The 14,890-nt window shown below is 66.5% G+C and carries 15 protein-coding genes; 7 read left to right on the top strand and 8 right to left on the bottom strand.

The window, feature by feature from the left end:
• Window positions 1–215: 215 nt before the first annotated feature.
• The gene (locus tag EZ304_RS17155) at window positions 216–449 is read right to left on the bottom strand and encodes a hypothetical protein (protein ID WP_049429546.1); all 234 of its coding nucleotides are present in this window, start codon (window positions 447–449) and stop codon (window positions 216–218) included.
• 172 nt (window positions 450–621) lie between these two features.
• On the opposite strand from EZ304_RS17155, the gene parE reads away from it, so the two are divergent.
• The 3 genes from parE (at window position 622) to EZ304_RS17140 (ending at window position 4,823) form a co-directional block, all read left to right on the top strand.
• Window positions 622–2,511: a DNA topoisomerase IV subunit B gene (gene parE / locus EZ304_RS17150; protein ID WP_049429545.1), complete on the top strand. Its 1,890-nt coding sequence runs from the start codon at window positions 622–624 to the stop codon at window positions 2,509–2,511.
• A gap of 126 nt (window positions 2,512–2,637) precedes the next feature.
• A complete protein-coding gene (locus tag EZ304_RS17145) occupies window positions 2,638–3,216 on the top strand; it encodes a GNAT family N-acetyltransferase (protein WP_099551460.1) in 579 nt (192 codons plus the stop codon).
• Window positions 3,217–3,326: 110 nt separating this feature from the next.
• The gene (locus tag EZ304_RS17140; protein ID WP_142807688.1) at window positions 3,327–4,823 is read left to right on the top strand and encodes a S10 family peptidase; all 1,497 of its coding nucleotides are present in this window, start codon (window positions 3,327–3,329) and stop codon (window positions 4,821–4,823) included.
• Between the two features lie 375 nt (window positions 4,824–5,198).
• On the opposite strand, the gene EZ304_RS17135 is transcribed toward EZ304_RS17140, so the two are convergent.
• Both EZ304_RS17135 and EZ304_RS17130 read right to left on the bottom strand, forming a co-directional pair.
• Entirely contained in the window at window positions 5,199–6,320 is a 1,122-nt protein-coding gene (locus tag EZ304_RS17135; protein WP_099552636.1) for an inorganic phosphate transporter, read from the bottom strand.
• A 13-nt stretch (window positions 6,321–6,333) separates the two neighbouring features.
• A complete protein-coding gene (locus EZ304_RS17130; RefSeq protein WP_004152833.1) occupies window positions 6,334–6,960 on the bottom strand; it encodes a DUF47 domain-containing protein in 627 nt (208 codons plus the stop codon).
• 292 nt (window positions 6,961–7,252) lie between these two features.
• On the opposite strand from EZ304_RS17130, the gene EZ304_RS17125 reads away from it, so the two are divergent.
• Both EZ304_RS17125 and EZ304_RS17120 read left to right on the top strand, forming a co-directional pair.
• Window positions 7,253–8,557 (top strand): hemolysin family protein, encoded by a 1,305-nt coding sequence (locus EZ304_RS17125; protein WP_099552637.1) that lies wholly within the window; start codon window positions 7,253–7,255, stop codon window positions 8,555–8,557.
• Entirely contained in the window at window positions 8,541–9,200 is a 660-nt protein-coding gene (locus EZ304_RS17120) for an exopolysaccharide biosynthesis protein (protein ID WP_099552638.1), read from the top strand. Before EZ304_RS17125 ends, EZ304_RS17120 begins: the two co-directional genes overlap by 17 nt.
• Before the next feature lie 92 nt (window positions 9,201–9,292).
• On the opposite strand, the gene EZ304_RS17115 is transcribed toward EZ304_RS17120, so the two are convergent.
• The 4 genes from EZ304_RS17115 to EZ304_RS17100 form a co-directional block, all read right to left on the bottom strand.
• On the bottom strand, window positions 9,293–9,790 hold the full coding sequence (locus EZ304_RS17115; RefSeq protein ID WP_142807687.1) for a pyridoxamine 5'-phosphate oxidase family protein: 498 nt from the start codon (window positions 9,788–9,790) through the stop codon (window positions 9,293–9,295).
• Between the two features lie 68 nt (window positions 9,791–9,858).
• Complete coding sequence (locus EZ304_RS17110) at window positions 9,859–10,854, bottom strand: LLM class flavin-dependent oxidoreductase (protein WP_099552640.1); 996 nt, start codon at window positions 10,852–10,854, stop codon at window positions 9,859–9,861.
• A gap of 191 nt (window positions 10,855–11,045) precedes the next feature.
• Window positions 11,046–11,813, bottom strand: coding sequence for a sulfurtransferase (locus EZ304_RS17105; RefSeq protein ID WP_099552641.1), 768 nt, complete (start codon window positions 11,811–11,813; stop codon window positions 11,046–11,048).
• 370 nt (window positions 11,814–12,183) lie between these two features.
• Window positions 12,184–12,549 carry a DUF6164 family protein gene (locus EZ304_RS17100; RefSeq protein WP_099552642.1) on the bottom strand — a complete coding sequence of 122 codons (366 nt, stop codon included), beginning with the start codon at window positions 12,547–12,549 and terminating at the stop codon, window positions 12,184–12,186.
• Between the two features lie 70 nt (window positions 12,550–12,619).
• On the opposite strand from EZ304_RS17100, the gene EZ304_RS17095 reads away from it, so the two are divergent.
• Window positions 12,620–13,054, top strand: coding sequence for an FKBP-type peptidyl-prolyl cis-trans isomerase (locus tag EZ304_RS17095; RefSeq protein WP_142807686.1), 435 nt, complete (start codon window positions 12,620–12,622; stop codon window positions 13,052–13,054).
• A complete protein-coding gene (locus EZ304_RS17090; protein ID WP_142807685.1) occupies window positions 13,041–14,288 on the top strand; it encodes a TIGR03862 family flavoprotein in 1,248 nt (415 codons plus the stop codon). Before EZ304_RS17095 ends, EZ304_RS17090 begins: the two co-directional genes overlap by 14 nt.
• A 77-nt stretch (window positions 14,289–14,365) precedes the next feature.
• On the opposite strand, the gene EZ304_RS17085 is transcribed toward EZ304_RS17090, so the two are convergent.
• Entirely contained in the window at window positions 14,366–14,827 is a 462-nt protein-coding gene (locus EZ304_RS17085; protein WP_099552644.1) for a GNAT family N-acetyltransferase, read from the bottom strand.
• Window positions 14,828–14,890: the final 63 nt, after the last annotated feature.

Genomic DNA, 14,890 nt, shown 5'->3' with positions numbered 1-14,890 from the left:
CGTCACCTGCGACCCGCATTGCTGGCGACCACGCATGGTCGTGCCAGCCCATTCGCAAAGGGTGGACACGCACTTACTCCCGGAAAGCCATAGTTTACAGATTGATGGCCGCCAACCCAAGAGGCAGTTGCGGCCATCACACAAAAGAAACGCCCCGCTGGGCGGGGCGTCGGGGGGCGAATCCCTTGCGGCAAGGGCTTCGGAGGGTGGAAGGATTACTTCTTCTTCCTCGCCTCTTCTTCCTCTTCCTGCTGCGGGGCCGGTTGGCCCTGCGCCTTCATCTCGGCATTGGCCTGGGCGCGGCGCTTGGCCTTGGCATCGGCTTCGGCCTGGGCCTTGTCGGCCTGGTCACCCTGCTGCGGGGCCGGCTGGCCGGCGTTCTGCGCCACCACCAGCGGCACTGCAACGGCGGCAGCGGCCAGGATCGCAATGGTCAGCAACTTCTTCATGAGGTCCTCCTCGCGGTATGGCTTGGATGTTTCGACCCAACGGGGGTCGCCGGCGTTCAGATTCCAGCGGCTGCCATTTTACCCCCTCCCCGCCGCCGAGGCTGAACCGCAGGCGTGCAAATTCGCCGCACAGACCGCACACTTGCGCGTCGCTCCGCGCTTTAGAAGATAGATGAACGCCCGCTATAACGCCGCCGATATTGAAGTCCTGTCCGGCCTTGACCCGGTCAAGCGCCGTCCCGGCATGTATACCGACACCGCGCGCCCGAACCACCTGGCGCAGGAAGTGATCGACAACTCGGTGGACGAGGCCCTCGCCGGCCACGCCCGCTCGATCGAGATCACCCTGTACAAGGACGGCAGCGTGGAGGTCAGCGATGACGGCCGCGGCATGCCGGTGGACATCCATCCGGAAGAGAAGATCCCGGGTGTCGAGCTGATCCTCACCCGCCTGCATGCGGGCGGCAAGTTCAGCAACAACAACTACACCTTCTCCGGCGGTCTGCACGGCGTCGGCGTCAGCGTGGTCAACGCGCTGTCGACCCTGGTGGAAGTGCACATCAAGCGCGAAGGAGCCGAGCACCGCATCACCTTCCGCAACGGCGACCGCGCCACCCCGCTGGAAGTGGTCGGCACCGTCGGCAAGAAGAACACCGGTACCCGCGTGCGCTTCTGGCCGGACCCGAAGTACTTCGACACGCCCAAGTTCGCGGTGCGCGCGCTCAAGCACCTGCTGCGCGCCAAGGCCGTGCTGTGCCCGGGCCTGACCGTCAAGCTGACCGACGAGGCCACCGGCGAAGTCGACACCTGGTACTACGAAGACGGCCTGCGCGATTACCTGAAGCTGGAACTGGGCGAGCGCGAATCGCTGCCGGCCGACCTGTTCGTCGGCAACCTCAAGAAGGACACCGAGGTGGTGGACTGGGCCGTGGCCTGGCTGCCGGAAGGCGAGCTGGTACAGGAAAGCTACGTCAACCTGATTCCCACCGCGCAGCACGGCACCCACGTCAACGGCCTGCGTACCGGCCTGACCGAGGCGCTGCGCGAGTTCTGCGACTTCCGTAACCTGCTGCCGCGTGGCGTCAAGCTGGCCCCGGAAGACGTGTGGGACCGCGTGTCGTTCGTGCTGTCGCTGAAGATGACCGACCCGCAGTTCAGCGGCCAGACCAAGGAACGCCTGTCCTCGCGCCAGGCGGCCGGTTTCGTTGAAGGCGCGGCCCACGATGCCTTCAGCCTGCTGTTGAACCAGAACGTGGAGCTGGGCGAGAAGATCGCGCAGATCGCCATCGAGCGCGCCAGCGCGCGCCTGAAGACCGAGAAGCTGGTCGTCCGCAAGAAGGTCACCCAGGGCCCGGCCCTGCCCGGCAAGCTGGCCGACTGCATCAGCCAGGACCTGTCCCGTACCGAGCTGTTCCTGGTGGAAGGTGATTCGGCTGGCGGCAGCGCCAAGCAGGCCCGCGACAAGGACTTCCAGGCCATCATGCCGTTGCGCGGAAAGATCCTGAACACCTGGGAAGTCTCGTCCAACAGCGTGCTGGCCTCGGAAGAAGTGCACAACCTGGCCATCGCCATCGGCTGCGACCCGGGCAAGGATGACATCAGCGGCCTGCGCTACGGCAAGGTCATCATCCTGGCCGACGCGGACTCCGACGGCCTGCACATCGCAACGCTGCTGACCGCGCTGTTCCTGAAGCACTTCCCGGCGCTGGTCGATGCCGGCCACGTGTTCGTGGCGATGCCGCCGCTGTTCCGCATCGACGTGGGCAAGCAGGTGTTCTATGCCCTGGACGAGGAAGAAAAGCGCTCGATGCTGGACAAGATCGAACGCGAGAAGATCAAGGGCGCCATCAACGTGACCCGCTTCAAGGGCCTGGGCGAGATGAACCCGCCGCAGCTGCGTGAATCCACCATCCACCCGGATACGCGCCGCCTGGTGCAGCTGACCGTGGATGATCGCGAACAGACAAGTTCGCTGATGGACATGCTGCTGGCCAAGAAGCGCGCCTCCGACCGCAAGGGCTGGCTGGAGTCGAAGGGCGACCTCGCCTCCCTGGAAGTCTGATCCTGAGCGGGGTCGGATCCCTTTCCTGCGGAAAGGGATCCGACCCCATCCGCTCCGGAGCCATCCCGCCGCCATCGGCAAACCCGGCGGAGCCATAATGCGCGTCCACCCGTGTGGACCATCGTATTGGCCAGCCACTCGTTGCTGTTCCCCGCCCTGCCGCTGCACAGCGCGCGGTTGGTGCTGAGCCCGATCCGCCGTGACGACGCGGCCGCGTTGTTCACGCTGCAATCCAATCCGGACGTGATGCGCTGGTGGAACCACCCGGCCTGGACGCGTCCGGCCGAAGCCCGCGAACAGATCGACGACGATCTTGCTGCGCACGCCATTGGTACCCAGTTGAAGCTGGCCGTGCGCGAATCACCCAACGGCCCACTGCTGGGCATCTGCGTTGCGTTCGCCATTGATCGCGAGGCCATGCGCGCCGAGATCGGCTATCTCTTGGCACCCGACCGCCAGGGCCAGGGATACATGCATGAGGCCCTGCAGCAGATGCTGGGCTATCTGTTCCGGACCCTGCACCTGCATCGCGTGGAAGCCGAGATCGACCCGCGCAACGCTCCGTCCGCGCACGTGCTGGAACGCCTGGGCTTCCACCGCGAGGGGGTGCTGCGCCAGCGCTGGCGCATCCAGGGAGAACTGGCCGACTCGGCCGTCTATGGCCTGCTGGCCGACGACGACGCGGCAGCGACCCTGCCCGCTTGACCCAATCTGGCCAGTGGCGGCCTCGACGCGCGGCCATGCCTTTGGACACATACGGCATGGCCCGTCACCGGCCTAGCATCGGAACCCCCTTCCGCTGCCGATCCGGTGCCATGAAGTCCCTGCTGCACACTGCCGCGCTCTGCGTCGGCCTGCTCATCGCCCCAGCCAGCGTGCTGGCCGCGCCTGACGCCGACGCCAAGCCCGATCCGAAAGACGACAGGACCGAAGCCCCTGCACTGCCCGCCGATGCGTCGGCGCGCCAGAGCATGCGCCTGGCCGGCCGCACCCTCGACTACACCGCCACCGTGGGCACCCTGCCGGTGCGCGACGAGAAGGGCAAGGTGATCGCCGATGTGGTGTTCACCGCCTACACGATGCCGGGCAAGGACCGGCCGGTGACCTTCGCCCTCAATGGCGGCCCCGGGGCATCGTCGGTATACCTCAACATGGGTGCCATCGGGCCCAAGGTGGTGACCTTCGGCTCCGAGGGTGACAGCGCATCGGCGCCGGCCACCCTGCATGACAACCCGGGCACCTGGCTGGACTTCACCGACCTGGTGTTCATCGATCCGGTCGGCACCGGCTTCAGCCGCGCACGGATCGGCGACGACGAAGCCAAGAAGGCGCTGTACAACCCCAGTGCCGACATCGAATACCTGTCACGCTCGATCTACGACTGGCTGCTGCGCAACCAGCGCATGGCGTCGCGCAAATACCTGACCGGCGAGAGCTACGGTGGCTACCGTGGCCCGCGCATCACCCACTTCCTGCAGACCCGGCTGGGCGTGGCGATGAACGGCCTCGTGCTGGTCTCGCCCTACCTGAGCCCGACCCTGGAAGACAACGCCGATGTCTCGCCGATGGCGTGGATGCAGACGCTGCCGTCGATCGCTGCAGCGCACCTGGAGCGCCAGGGCAAGCTGACCGATGCGGCGATGCAGGAGGTGGTCGAGTACACCCGCGGCGACTACGCCACCGCGTTGATGAAGGGCCGCAGCGACCCGCGGGCGACCGAGGCGATGCTGCGCCGGGTAACCGAGCTGACCGGACTTGACCCGCAGTTCGTGCGCCGTGCCGGTGGCCGCCTGGAAACCCAGGCCTACCTGCGCGAGGTATTCCGCGACAAGGGCACGCTGGGCAGCCGTTACGATTCCAATGTGACTGCGTTCGATCCGTTCCCGAACGATCCGGAGCAGCGCGCCAACGATCCGCTGCTGGACAGCATCATCGCGCCGACCACCACCGCGATGGTCGACTTCGTGACGCGCGTGGTCGGCTGGAAGGTGGATGCGCGCTACCAGGCGCTGAACTACGACGTGAACCGGCTGTGGGACCGCAACGGCGACCTTCGCCAGGGTGCGGTGACCCAGCTGCGCCAGGCGGTGGCAATCGACCCGCACCTGCAGGTGCTGATCGTGCACGGCTGGAATGACCTGTCGTGCCCGTTCATGGGGTCGATCCTGACGGTGGACCAGATGCCGACGATGGGCAGCAACCCGGACCGCGTGCAGGTGAGAAGCTATCCGGGTGGGCACATGTTCTACAGCCGGGCGGACAGCCAGGCGTCGTTCCGGAATGACGTGAAGGCGCTGTTCCAGCGCAACTGATTGATGGTGGTGGCCGGGCCTGCGGCCCGGCACCCGCCGGATCAACGGCAACTGCAACGGCAACGTCAAAAGCAGGGTTTCCGTGGGCTGGCGAGGTGGGGTGGGGTTGCAGGACACGCCGTAAACCCATCCCTGGGGGCTCGATGGCGCCATCCATGGCGCCAACGGTCCTGCAACCCCACCCCACCCCGCCGCTCACAGGTTCCTGCTGATGTTGGTGGGTGCCGACCGTTGGTCGGCACGGGATCGGATCCCTGTTTCTGCTCTGGTAGGTGTCGACCTTGGTCGACACGATGTGTGCGGAGAAATTCTTTGCCCATGAAAAAGCCCGCCGGATATCGGCGGGCTTTTTCGTTTGCAACCCTGGCGTGGCGATCAGGTCCAGCCGAACAGCTCGAACAGCTTCAGGATCAGGTACGCACAGCCGCCGGCTGCCGGGATGGTCAGGATCCAGGCCCAGACGATGCGTTCGATCACGCCGAACTTCAGCGAGCGCGGGTTCTTGGCGAAACCGACGCCCATGATCGCGGTGGAGATGCTGTGCGTGGTCGAGACCGGCATGCCGAAGTGGGCGGCCAGGGTCAGGATGGTGGCCGAGCTGGTCTCCGCGGCGAAGCCGTGGATCGGGTGCAGCTTGACCATCTTGTGGCCCAGGGTCTTGATGATCTTCCAGCCGCCCGAGGCGGTACCGGCAGCCATCACTACCGCACAGGTCAGCACGATCCACATCGCGATGCCGTCACCGGCGTGCGCGTCCGGGTGCATGAAGGCCAGCCAGGACGGCAGGTCATCCAGCGCACCGGTCGCTTCGGCACCGATCAGTGTCATGGCGATGATGCCCATGGTCTTCTGCGCGTCGTTGTGGCCGTGGGCGAAGCCCATGTAGGCCGCCGAGGCGATCTGGGCCTTGCCGAAGAACGCATTGACGATGCGCGGCCGGGCCAGGCGACCGATGGCGCCACCGATCTTGGCCAGTCCGGCGATCAGGCCCCACAGCAGCACCATCACCACGATGCCGAGCAGGAAACCGGCGATCGGCGAAGTGATCATCGGCACGAACACCTTCCACAGCAGGCCCTTGTTCTGCGCCCAGCTGCCCAGGCGCTCGGACCAGATCAGCGCGTCCCAGTTGTTGTGCGCAGCGGCCAGGCCGGCGCCGCAGAGGCCACCGATCAGGGCGTGCGAGGACGACGACGGCAGCCCCTTCCACCAGGTGATCAGGTTCCAGATGATGCCGCCCAGCAGGGCGCACAGGATCACCTGCGGGGTGACGTCGACCACGTTGGTGTTGAGCAGGCCCGACGCGATGGTCAGCGCCACCGCGGTACCGGTCAGCGCGCCGATGAGGTTCATGAAGGCGGCCAGCATCACCGCCCAGCCGGGCGAGAGCACCTTGGTCGCCACCACGGTGGCAATGGAGTTGGCGGTGTCGTGGAAGCCGTTGATGAACTCGAAGACGAGCGCGGCCAGGATCACCACCAGGACAAGGGTCAACATGCGGCGGCGTCCGTCAGCTGTTCTTCAACACGATCTGGTACGCCACCACGCCGGCCTCGCGGCAGCGGTCGATGGCCTTTTCCAGGATCTCGAAGAATTCCTTCAGCAGGAACATCTGCAGGTTGTCCAGGCGGCCGGAATAGATGTCGCGGTACAGCTCGAGCATCAGGCGGTCGGCCTCGTTCTCAAGCGAGCGCAGCTTCTCGTTCAGCGCGGTCATCCGGTCCAGGTTCATGTGGCGCAGGTCGGCCACCATCTCCACCACCACGCCGGCGGCCTGTTCCAGCATCGCCGCGCGCGGCGCGAAGTCGATGTGTTCCAGATGGGTCGTGGCCAGCGAATAGCGATCGGCGAACTTCTCGATCTGCTTCGGAATCTTGTACAGGGCCGAGCCCAGCGCTTCGATGTCTTCGCGCTCGATCGGGGTCATGAAGCTGTCCACCAGCGCCTGGCTGATCTTGTCCGAGGCCGCGCGTTCGCGCAGGCGAGCCAGCTTGAAGGCGTCCAGCGCGGGCTGGCGGTCTGCCTCGCGCAGCATGGAATGCAGCGCCTTGGCGGCGTCGGAGGCCGCGACGGCAGCCTCATCGAGCAGGGTGTAGAACTGTTTGCCGGAACCGAAAATGGTCTGCAGAGAGAACATTGAGAAACCTGTCAGCCGTCGCGGGAAGGACGGCACCAGACGGAATTATGACGGCTAGATGACCATCTCGGGTATCCCCGCCCCCTTTCCGGGCATCGAGACCCCCAACCTGAACAGGCGGTTGCCACCCTGCCACGCCCCTTTGCTAAGATGCCAGCGCGCCTTCGGGCGCACCCTATGGACGACGACCCTTATCCCCCAGCGCCGCGCCGGACCCCGTTCCTGAGCGCCTGCCGCCATCGCAAGCACCCGCGCTCCCTGCCACCAACCGGGGACGACGCCCGTGTTTGAAATGATCCTGATTGTCTTCGCGCTTGTTCTGTTGAACGGCTTCTTCGCCATGTCCGAGATGTCGGTCATGACCTCGCGCAAGAGCCGCCTGAAGCAGATGGCCGCCACCTCCAAGCGCGCCGCCAAGGCGCTGGAACTGTCGGAGAAGCCGGAGAGCTTCCTGTCCACCGTGCAGATCGGCATCACCGTGATCGGCGTGCTGACCGGCTACCTCGGTGGTGAAGCGCTGGGCGAAGCCTTCGCCGGCTGGATCCAGGGTCTGATGCCGGGCTTCGCTTACGCCGGCAACATCGGCACCGCGCTGGCGGTCAGCCTGATCACCTTCATCACGCTGATCTTCGGCGAACTGGTACCCAAACGCCTGGCACTGACCCGCTCGGAAGCCATCGCTGGCCTGGTGGCAATGCCGATGAGCTGGCTGGCCAAGCTCGCCCTGCCCTTCGTCTGGCTGCTGTCCAAGACCACCCAGCTGGTGCTGCGCCTGTTCGGCCTGGGCAAGGATGAAGTCGCCTCGGTGACTGAAGAAGAGATCCGCATGCTGGTGGCCGAGAGCCACGAGGCCGGCGTGATCGACGCCCACGAGCGCGACATGATGAACCGCGTCATGCGCCTGGGTGACCGCACCGCCGACAGCCTGATGACCCCGCGCAACCGCATCGCCTGGCTGGATACCCAGGGCGGACTGGAGCGCAACCTGGAAATCATGGCCGAGCACGAGTTCTCCCGGTACCCGGTGTACCGCGACAACGACATGGACGTGGTCGGCGTGCTTGAACTGAAATCGCTGGCCACGCGCATGGCGCGCGGTGACAACGCGTTGTTCCAGACCCTGCGCGAGCCGCTGTACGTTTCTGAATCGACCCACGCGATGAAGCTGCTGGAGATCTTCCGCGAGGAACAGCAGTCGATGGCACTGGTGGTGGACGAGTACGGCGAGATCCAGGGCCTGGTGACCATCAGCGACCTGATGGGCGCAGTGGTTGGCCGCCTGCAGGCGGTGGAGAACGCCGACGAGGACGCGCTGGTGGTGACCCGCGAAGACGGCTCGCTGCTGGTGGACGGATCGCTGCCGATCGAAGACGTGCGCGAACTGATCGGCAGCAACGACCTGCCCGACGCCGAGGACGGCGACTACTACACGCTGGCCGGCATGTGCATCCATTACTTCGGCCGCATTCCGCACGCGGGCGAGTACTTCGACTGGGCTGGCTGGCGCTTCGAAGTGGTCGACCTCGACGGTGCGCGCGTGGACAAGCTGCTGCTGCGCACGTTGTCCGACGAGCAGGCCGATGAGCTCACCGCCTGAGGCCGGCCAGGGTCCGGACGCCGAGCGCCCGACCTACCGCAACGAGGGCATCCGCACCCTGCTGGAGATGTTTGCCTCCGGTGATCCGGCCGAGCACATGCCGCTTGGCCGGATCCTGTGCAACCTGCAGCAGAGCGCGTTCGGCGTGTTCCTGTTCGTGGCGATCCTGCCGTCGTTCATTCCGATTCCGGGCATGGGCGGTGCGGTCAGCGGGCCGCTGGTGATCCTGATCGGCCTGCAGATGCTGTGCTGCCTGCGCCGTCCCTGGCTGCCCGGCTTCATTGCCCGGCGCGGGCCGAAGCGCGGCACCATGCACCGCTTCCTCGACCGTATCGATCGTCCGCTGCGGCGCCTGGACAAGATGCTGAAGCCGCGCCTGCCGCGGCTGCTGACACCACTGCCCGCCCACGCCTTCACCGGCCTGCTGCTGGTGCTGCTGGGCGTTCTGCTGTCGCTGCCGATTCCGTTCACCAATTTCCTGTTCGGCTTCCAGTTGCTGCTGTTCGCGCTGGCGCTGCTGGAGCGCGATGGCGCGCTGATGCTGTTCAACTGGATCGCGGCGCTGGCGGCAATCGCCTTCTTCGGTTTCAGTTCGGGGCAGCTGGTGGGCTATACGGTGGAACTGTTCCAGCGCTGGTTCTGAGCCGGAATCCGGTAGAGCCGGCCGCTGGCCGGCTGCCACGTTTCCAGGTTTGCCGGCCAGCGGCCGGCACTACCAATACCGGACATCGGTCATCACCGAAGATCGATGAACCCGTTGTCGGCCAACGCCGCCGGTTCGTCCTGCACTGCCGACAGCACGAAACTCAGCGCCGTGCCCAGCAGCGTGCCCGGTCCGTCCCAGTACTCGGCCGAGTCGGCGCGCACATGAATCAAGCGAAGGTTGGGGTCGTCCTTGCCGCCCGGGAAGAACAGCTTCATCGCCGGTGACCACAGCGCCTCGATCTTCGCGCGATCATCGACAACCCGCGCGCACCCCGCCACAGACACGTAGGTGTTCTTCGATGGCGAGGCATAGGCCACGTTGACGCGCGGATCGAGCGCGATCTCGGCCACCTTCGGGCTGTCGGCAGTGATGACGAACCACAGGTCACCGTCGAAGGTGACCTGCTGGGTGGCCAGCGGCCGGCTGTAGAGCCGTCCGTCGACGCCGGTGGTGGTGAACATCGCCACCTCCACGTCCTTGATCAGTTCTGCCAGCTGGGCGATGTGTTCGGCGCGGGTGTCGGCCATGTGGGGGCTCCTTCTGTTTGAGCCCCCATCAGACGCGGTTCGGCCGCAATGGGCCGTGACGCAATTGTTCAGCCCGCGTGGCGGGCGTGCCAGGCCTGCATGGTCAGTTCGAACGAGCGCAGGCGTGCACGATGGTCATACAGGTTGGCGGTGAGCATCAGCTCGTCCGGCTTGTGCCGTTCAACGAAGGCGGCGATGCCATCCGCCACCTGCTGCGGATCGCCCAGCACGGTGCAGGCCAGTGCCCGCTCCACGCCCAGCTTTTCATGCGGTTCCCAGAACGATTCGATGTCATCGATCGGCGCCGGAATCTTGCCCGGGCGTCCACGACGCAGATTGACGAAACTCTGCTGCTGGCTGGTGAACAGGCGGCGCGACTCGGCTTCGCTGTCGCTGGCGACAACGTTCAAGGCCAGCATCGCGTGCGGCTGTTTCAGCGTGGCCGAGGGGCGGAACTCGCGGCGGTACACCGCCAGCGCTTCGTCCATCACGTCGGGCGCGAAGTGCGAGGCGAACGCATACGGCAGGCCCATCGAGGCGGCCATGCGCGCACCGAACAGGCTGGACCCGAGGATCCAGGTCGGCACTCGCAGGCCACCACCTGGAACCGCCTGCACCGCCTGCCCGGGCTGCACCGGCTCGAAGTAGTGCAGCAGCTCGCGCACGTCCTGCGGGAACTGGTCGGCGCTGTCGAAATAGCGGCGCAATGCACGCGCGGTCGGCTGATCGGTGCCCGGCGCACGGCCCAGGCCGAGGTCGATGCGGTCCGGATACAGCGAGGCCAGCGTGCCGAACTGCTCGGCCACCTGCAGCGGCGCATGGTTGGGCAGCATGATGCCGCCGGCACCGACGCGGATGCGCGTTGTGCCACCGGCGACGTGGCCGATCAGCACGGCGGTGGCCGCGCTGGCGATGCCTGGCATGTTGTGGTGTTCGGCCAGCCAATAGCGGCGGTAGCCCAGCGCATCGGCGTGCTGGGCCAGTTCCAGCATGTTGGCGAAGGCAGCGGTGGTGTCACTGCCCTCGCAGACCGGGGCCAGGTCAAGGATCGACAACGGGATCATCAGGCGTTTTTCCGTCACAGGATCCCCCATGCATGGGGTCGGCCAGGCGCCGCGGCCAGTGACGGTGGCGGGATGCTGATTCCCGTGGGGCGGGTTCAGGGCTGGCTGCGCTTGATCCGGTAGTGCCGGCCGCTGGCCGGCAGGCAACGTGCCCTGGCAGCCGGCCAGCGGCCGGCTCTACCGGGGAAGCATCAGAACGCGCTGGGGCGCGGCTCGGCCAGCGGCTGGTCAACCATCGGCTTCAACTCGGCATCCAGCGCCACGCGCTCGTCGAACACGAAACAACGGCCCTCGTAGCCCTCGCCGCCCACTTCCTCGAAGTAGCCGAGGATGCCGCCCTCGAGCTGCAGCACGTTGTCCATGCCGTCGTTGACCATCCACAGCGCGGCCTTCTCGCAGCGGATGCCGCCGGTGCAGAAACTGACCACGGTGCTGTCCTTCAGCGCTTCGCGGTGCGGCGCCAGCGCCTCGGGCAGGTCGGTGAACTTGTGGATGGGCAACACCAGCGCATCCTTGAAGGTGCCGTACTCCACTTCCTGCAGGTTGCGCGTATCGAGCATCACCACCGGCTTGCCCGCGTCGTCATGCCCCTGCCGCAACCAGCGCTGCACCGTGGCCGGATCGACCGCCGGCGCGCGCGGATAGTCCAGCGGCTGACCGTCGTCACGGCGGAAGCTGATGATCTCGTCCTTCACCTTGGCCTTCAGCCGCGCGAACGGCTGGTGCTCGCTGAGGCTGGTCTTGACCCGCATGTCGAAAAAGCGCGAATCGGCACGCAGCGCCGCATAGAAGCCCTCGACCGCTTCCGGCGCACCCGCCAGGAACAGGTTCAGTCCCTCGCCCGCCACCAGGATCGTGCCCCGCAGCTGCGCCGCCTCGGCGCGCGCCAGCAACTGGTCGCACAGGGCCTGGGGAGCGTCGATGACGGCGAAATGGTAGGCAGCGGTATTGGCGATCATTGCGCCATTTTAGCGCCAGACCGCCCCAGGGTCAGATTTTCACGTTCATCCACCCGTGGCGTGGATCTGCGACAGATCACGGGAACTGTCAGAGGCAGGGCGGTGTGGGCAGGCGGGACCGTTGGCGCCATGGATGGCGCCATCGAGCCCCCAAGGGTGAGGGCGCTTTGCTGGCGAAGCACTGCTTCGCAAGCGCCCGAACGCACAGTCGCCAGCGGCTGGGCCGGACCGCGGAGCGGGGTTTACGGCGTGTCCCGCCTGCCCACACCGCCCTGCCCACCACAGATCGCCTGCTGTTGCTGTTGCTGTTGCTGTTGCCGGCCAGCGGCCGGCACTACCGCGGGTGCCGGGTGCAACCCGGCCGAACGCTCTACCCCCGCAACAGCACGAACGGCAGCAGCACCAGCGCCGCCGCACCGGCCATCGCCAGCAGCACCAGAACCACGTACACCGGCCGCCGCCGGAACAGGCTGCCGAAGGTCTCGGCGGTGCCATCACGCAATGCCTGCTCACGCTCAGCGCGGATGCGAGGACCGCGCTCGGCCTGGTACTCGGCCATCAGCGCCTTCGCACGCGAATGATCGCCATCCTCGCGCAGCCACAGGCCGCCATTGGAAATGCCCCACGGGCTGGGTTCGGTGCGGTACCAGGCGATGCCGTGCTGGTCGAGCAGCGTGCAGACATCGGCATATTCGTCGTCGCCGACATTGCGCAGATTGAGTAGGAGTTTTGCCATGCCCCCATGATACCCGGCGCCGATGCGCTACCCTTGCCGCCCTCGCCCTACGCCCTTCCGGAGACGCCCGATGCGCCGCCTGCTGCTTCCCCTGCTGCTGTCCCTCGCCGCCGTTGGCTGTTCCACCGAGCCCTCGGGCCCACCGCCGGGCGGCACCCTGACCACCTTCGAGCGCATCGATACCGTGCCCGGCACCGGCGCCGAAGCCGTCTCCGGCAGCAAGGTGACCGTGCACTACATCGGCTGGATCTACGACAACCGCACCGAAACCAAGCACGGCAAGACCTTTGACAGCTCGGTCAGCCGTGGCGAACCGTTCACCTTCGCGCTGGGCGCCGGCCAGGTCATCCGCGGCTGGGATGAGGGCGTGGCCGGCATGAAGGTCGGCGGCAAGCGCACCCTGATGATCCCGCCGGACTACGGCTACGGCGACCGCCGCGTCGGCCCGATCCCGGCCGGCTCGTCGCTGGTGTTCGACGTCGAGCTGCTCGATGTCAAACCGTAATACCGCACTGCCCCAGCGGGTCGCCGTCATCGGCGGCGGCCCGGCCGGCCTGTTCGCCGCCGAGCGCCTGCGCGCCGCTGGGCTGGAGGTCGACCTGTACGAGGCCAAGGGTTCACCCGGCCGCAAGTTCCTGATCGCCGGCAAGGGCGGGCTCAACCTCACCCATTCCGATCCGCGGCCGTTGTTCGACAGCCGCTATCGCGAGCAGGCCGCTGTGGTCGGCAGCTGGCTGGATGGCTTCGACGCGCAGGCACTGCGTGACTGGTCCGCAGGCTTCGGCGTTGAGACCTACGTGGGCAGCTCTGGCCGGGTGTTCCCGGTCGACCGCAAGGCAGCGCCGCTGCTGCGCGGCTGGGTACGCCGATTGAAGGAACAGGGTGTGCGCCTGCATGCCAACCACCGCTGGATCGGCTGGAGCGATGACGGCGCCCTGCGCTTTGCCACCGAAGCGGGGGAAATCGATGTCCACCCCGATGCCACGGTACTGGCGGTAGGCGGCGGCAGTTGGCCGCAGCTGGGCAGCGACGGCGCCTGGGTTGAGCCACTGCGGGCGCATGGTGTGGACATCGCGCCACTGCAGTCAGCCAACTGCGGTTTCGACGTGGACTGGACCCCGTTCTTCGCCCAGCGCAATGCCGGTGCACCGTTGAAGCCGGTGGTTGCCCACTGGATCGACCTGGCTGGACAACCGCAGGCTCTGCAGGGCGAGTGCGTGGCCAGTGAGTACGGCATTGAAGGCAGCCTGATCTACGCGTTGGCCGCCGACCTGCGCGAAACCATCAACCACGATGGCCACGCGATGCTGTGGCTGGACCTGGTGCCGGGCCGCGACGAGGCGCGCCTGCTGGCCGACCTGTCGCGCCCGCGCAAGGGCCGCAGCTTCGGCGAGCACCTGCGTCGCCAGGCCGGCCTGGATGCAGTGAAAGCCGCACTGGTGTTCGAGATTCTGGGTAAAGAAGCCGGCAACGACCTGCCTGCCGTGGCGGCTACGCTCAAGCGCCTGCCGCTGCGCCTGCAGCGTCCCCGGCCGATTGCCGAGGTGATCAGCACCGCCGGTGGCGTGCGCCTGGATGCGCTGGATGATGGCCTGATGCTGCGGGCACTGCCCGGCGTGTTCTGCGCCGGCGAAATGCTGGACTGGGAGGCACCGACGGGTGGCTATCTGTTGACCGCGTGCTACGCCAGCGGCCTGCGTGCTGCGGAAGGTGCTATCGCGTGGTTGGCCGGGCGGTGAACTGCACTATGTAAAGCCGAGCCCATGCTCGGCTTGAATCAAAGGCAGCCGAGCGTGGGCTCGGCTCTACGCGCTGGTCACCACGGCCGGCGCATGCTCACCGACGCCAGCGCCACGCCACTGGGATGCGGGTAGGCCTTTTCGCTCACGCTGATGAACCCCTGTCGTTGATAGAACGGCACGGCGTTGAGCGACGCCGACAGCACCACCTCACGGTCACGATCGGCCATCGCCAGCAGGCGTTGCATCAACGCCTGGCCGATGCCCTGGCCGCCACGATCAGGATCAACGAACAACGCATCGACTTCATTGGCATCGGCATCGAACACACCGAAGCCAAGCAGGCCACCCTGCCCGTCCTCGGCCACTACACAGCCGCCCTGCCCCAGCAGCCGTGCGTACTGCGACGGCGGCGGCGAGGCAGACCACGGCGCAATGACCTCGGGAGGGTAGTGACTGCTGCAGGTTTCACGCACACAACGCGTGCGCAGCGCCCACAGCGTGGCGACGTCATCGATGGTGCCGCTCCTGAACCGCATGACATCTCCTTGTAGAGCCGAGCCCATGCTCGGCTGATCTTCGTTCCAACATCGCGATGAGAG

This window comes from Stenotrophomonas maltophilia (assembly GCF_006974125.1).
GTDB lineage: Bacteria > Pseudomonadota > Gammaproteobacteria > Xanthomonadales > Xanthomonadaceae > Stenotrophomonas > Stenotrophomonas maltophilia_O.
This window is presented reverse-complemented; position numbering and strand designations above follow the sequence as displayed.

What these genes read in the sequence shown, in the direction of transcription:
- EZ304_RS17140 (WP_142807688.1), top strand. Translation starts at nt 3,327, where the DNA reads ATGAAGTCCCTGCTGCACACTGCCGCGCTCTGCGTCGGCCTGCTCATC.
- EZ304_RS17110 (WP_099552640.1), bottom strand. Translation starts at nt 10,854, where the DNA reads ATGATCCCGTTGTCGATCCTTGACCTGGCCCCGGTCTGCGAGGGCAGT.
- EZ304_RS17100 (WP_099552642.1), bottom strand. Translation starts at nt 12,549, where the DNA reads ATGGCAAAACTCCTACTCAATCTGCGCAATGTCGGCGACGACGAATAT.
- EZ304_RS17125 (WP_099552637.1), top strand. Translation starts at nt 7,253, where the DNA reads ATGATCCTGATTGTCTTCGCGCTTGTTCTGTTGAACGGCTTCTTCGCC.
- EZ304_RS17135 (WP_099552636.1), bottom strand. Translation starts at nt 6,320, where the DNA reads ATGTTGACCCTTGTCCTGGTGGTGATCCTGGCCGCGCTCGTCTTCGAG.
- EZ304_RS17130 (WP_004152833.1), bottom strand. Translation starts at nt 6,960, where the DNA reads ATGTTCTCTCTGCAGACCATTTTCGGTTCCGGCAAACAGTTCTACACC.
- EZ304_RS17095 (WP_142807686.1), top strand. Translation starts at nt 12,620, where the DNA reads ATGCGCCGCCTGCTGCTTCCCCTGCTGCTGTCCCTCGCCGCCGTTGGC.
- parE (WP_049429545.1), top strand. Translation starts at nt 622, where the DNA reads ATGAACGCCCGCTATAACGCCGCCGATATTGAAGTCCTGTCCGGCCTT.
- EZ304_RS17085 (WP_099552644.1), bottom strand. Translation starts at nt 14,827, where the DNA reads ATGCGGTTCAGGAGCGGCACCATCGATGACGTCGCCACGCTGTGGGCG.
- EZ304_RS17155 (WP_049429546.1), bottom strand. Translation starts at nt 449, where the DNA reads ATGAAGAAGTTGCTGACCATTGCGATCCTGGCCGCTGCCGCCGTTGCA.
- EZ304_RS17115 (WP_142807687.1), bottom strand. Translation starts at nt 9,790, where the DNA reads ATGGCCGACACCCGCGCCGAACACATCGCCCAGCTGGCAGAACTGATC.
- EZ304_RS17090 (WP_142807685.1), top strand. Translation starts at nt 13,041, where the DNA reads ATGTCAAACCGTAATACCGCACTGCCCCAGCGGGTCGCCGTCATCGGC.
- EZ304_RS17120 (WP_099552638.1), top strand. Translation starts at nt 8,541, where the DNA reads ATGAGCTCACCGCCTGAGGCCGGCCAGGGTCCGGACGCCGAGCGCCCG.
- EZ304_RS17105 (WP_099552641.1), bottom strand. Translation starts at nt 11,813, where the DNA reads ATGATCGCCAATACCGCTGCCTACCATTTCGCCGTCATCGACGCTCCC.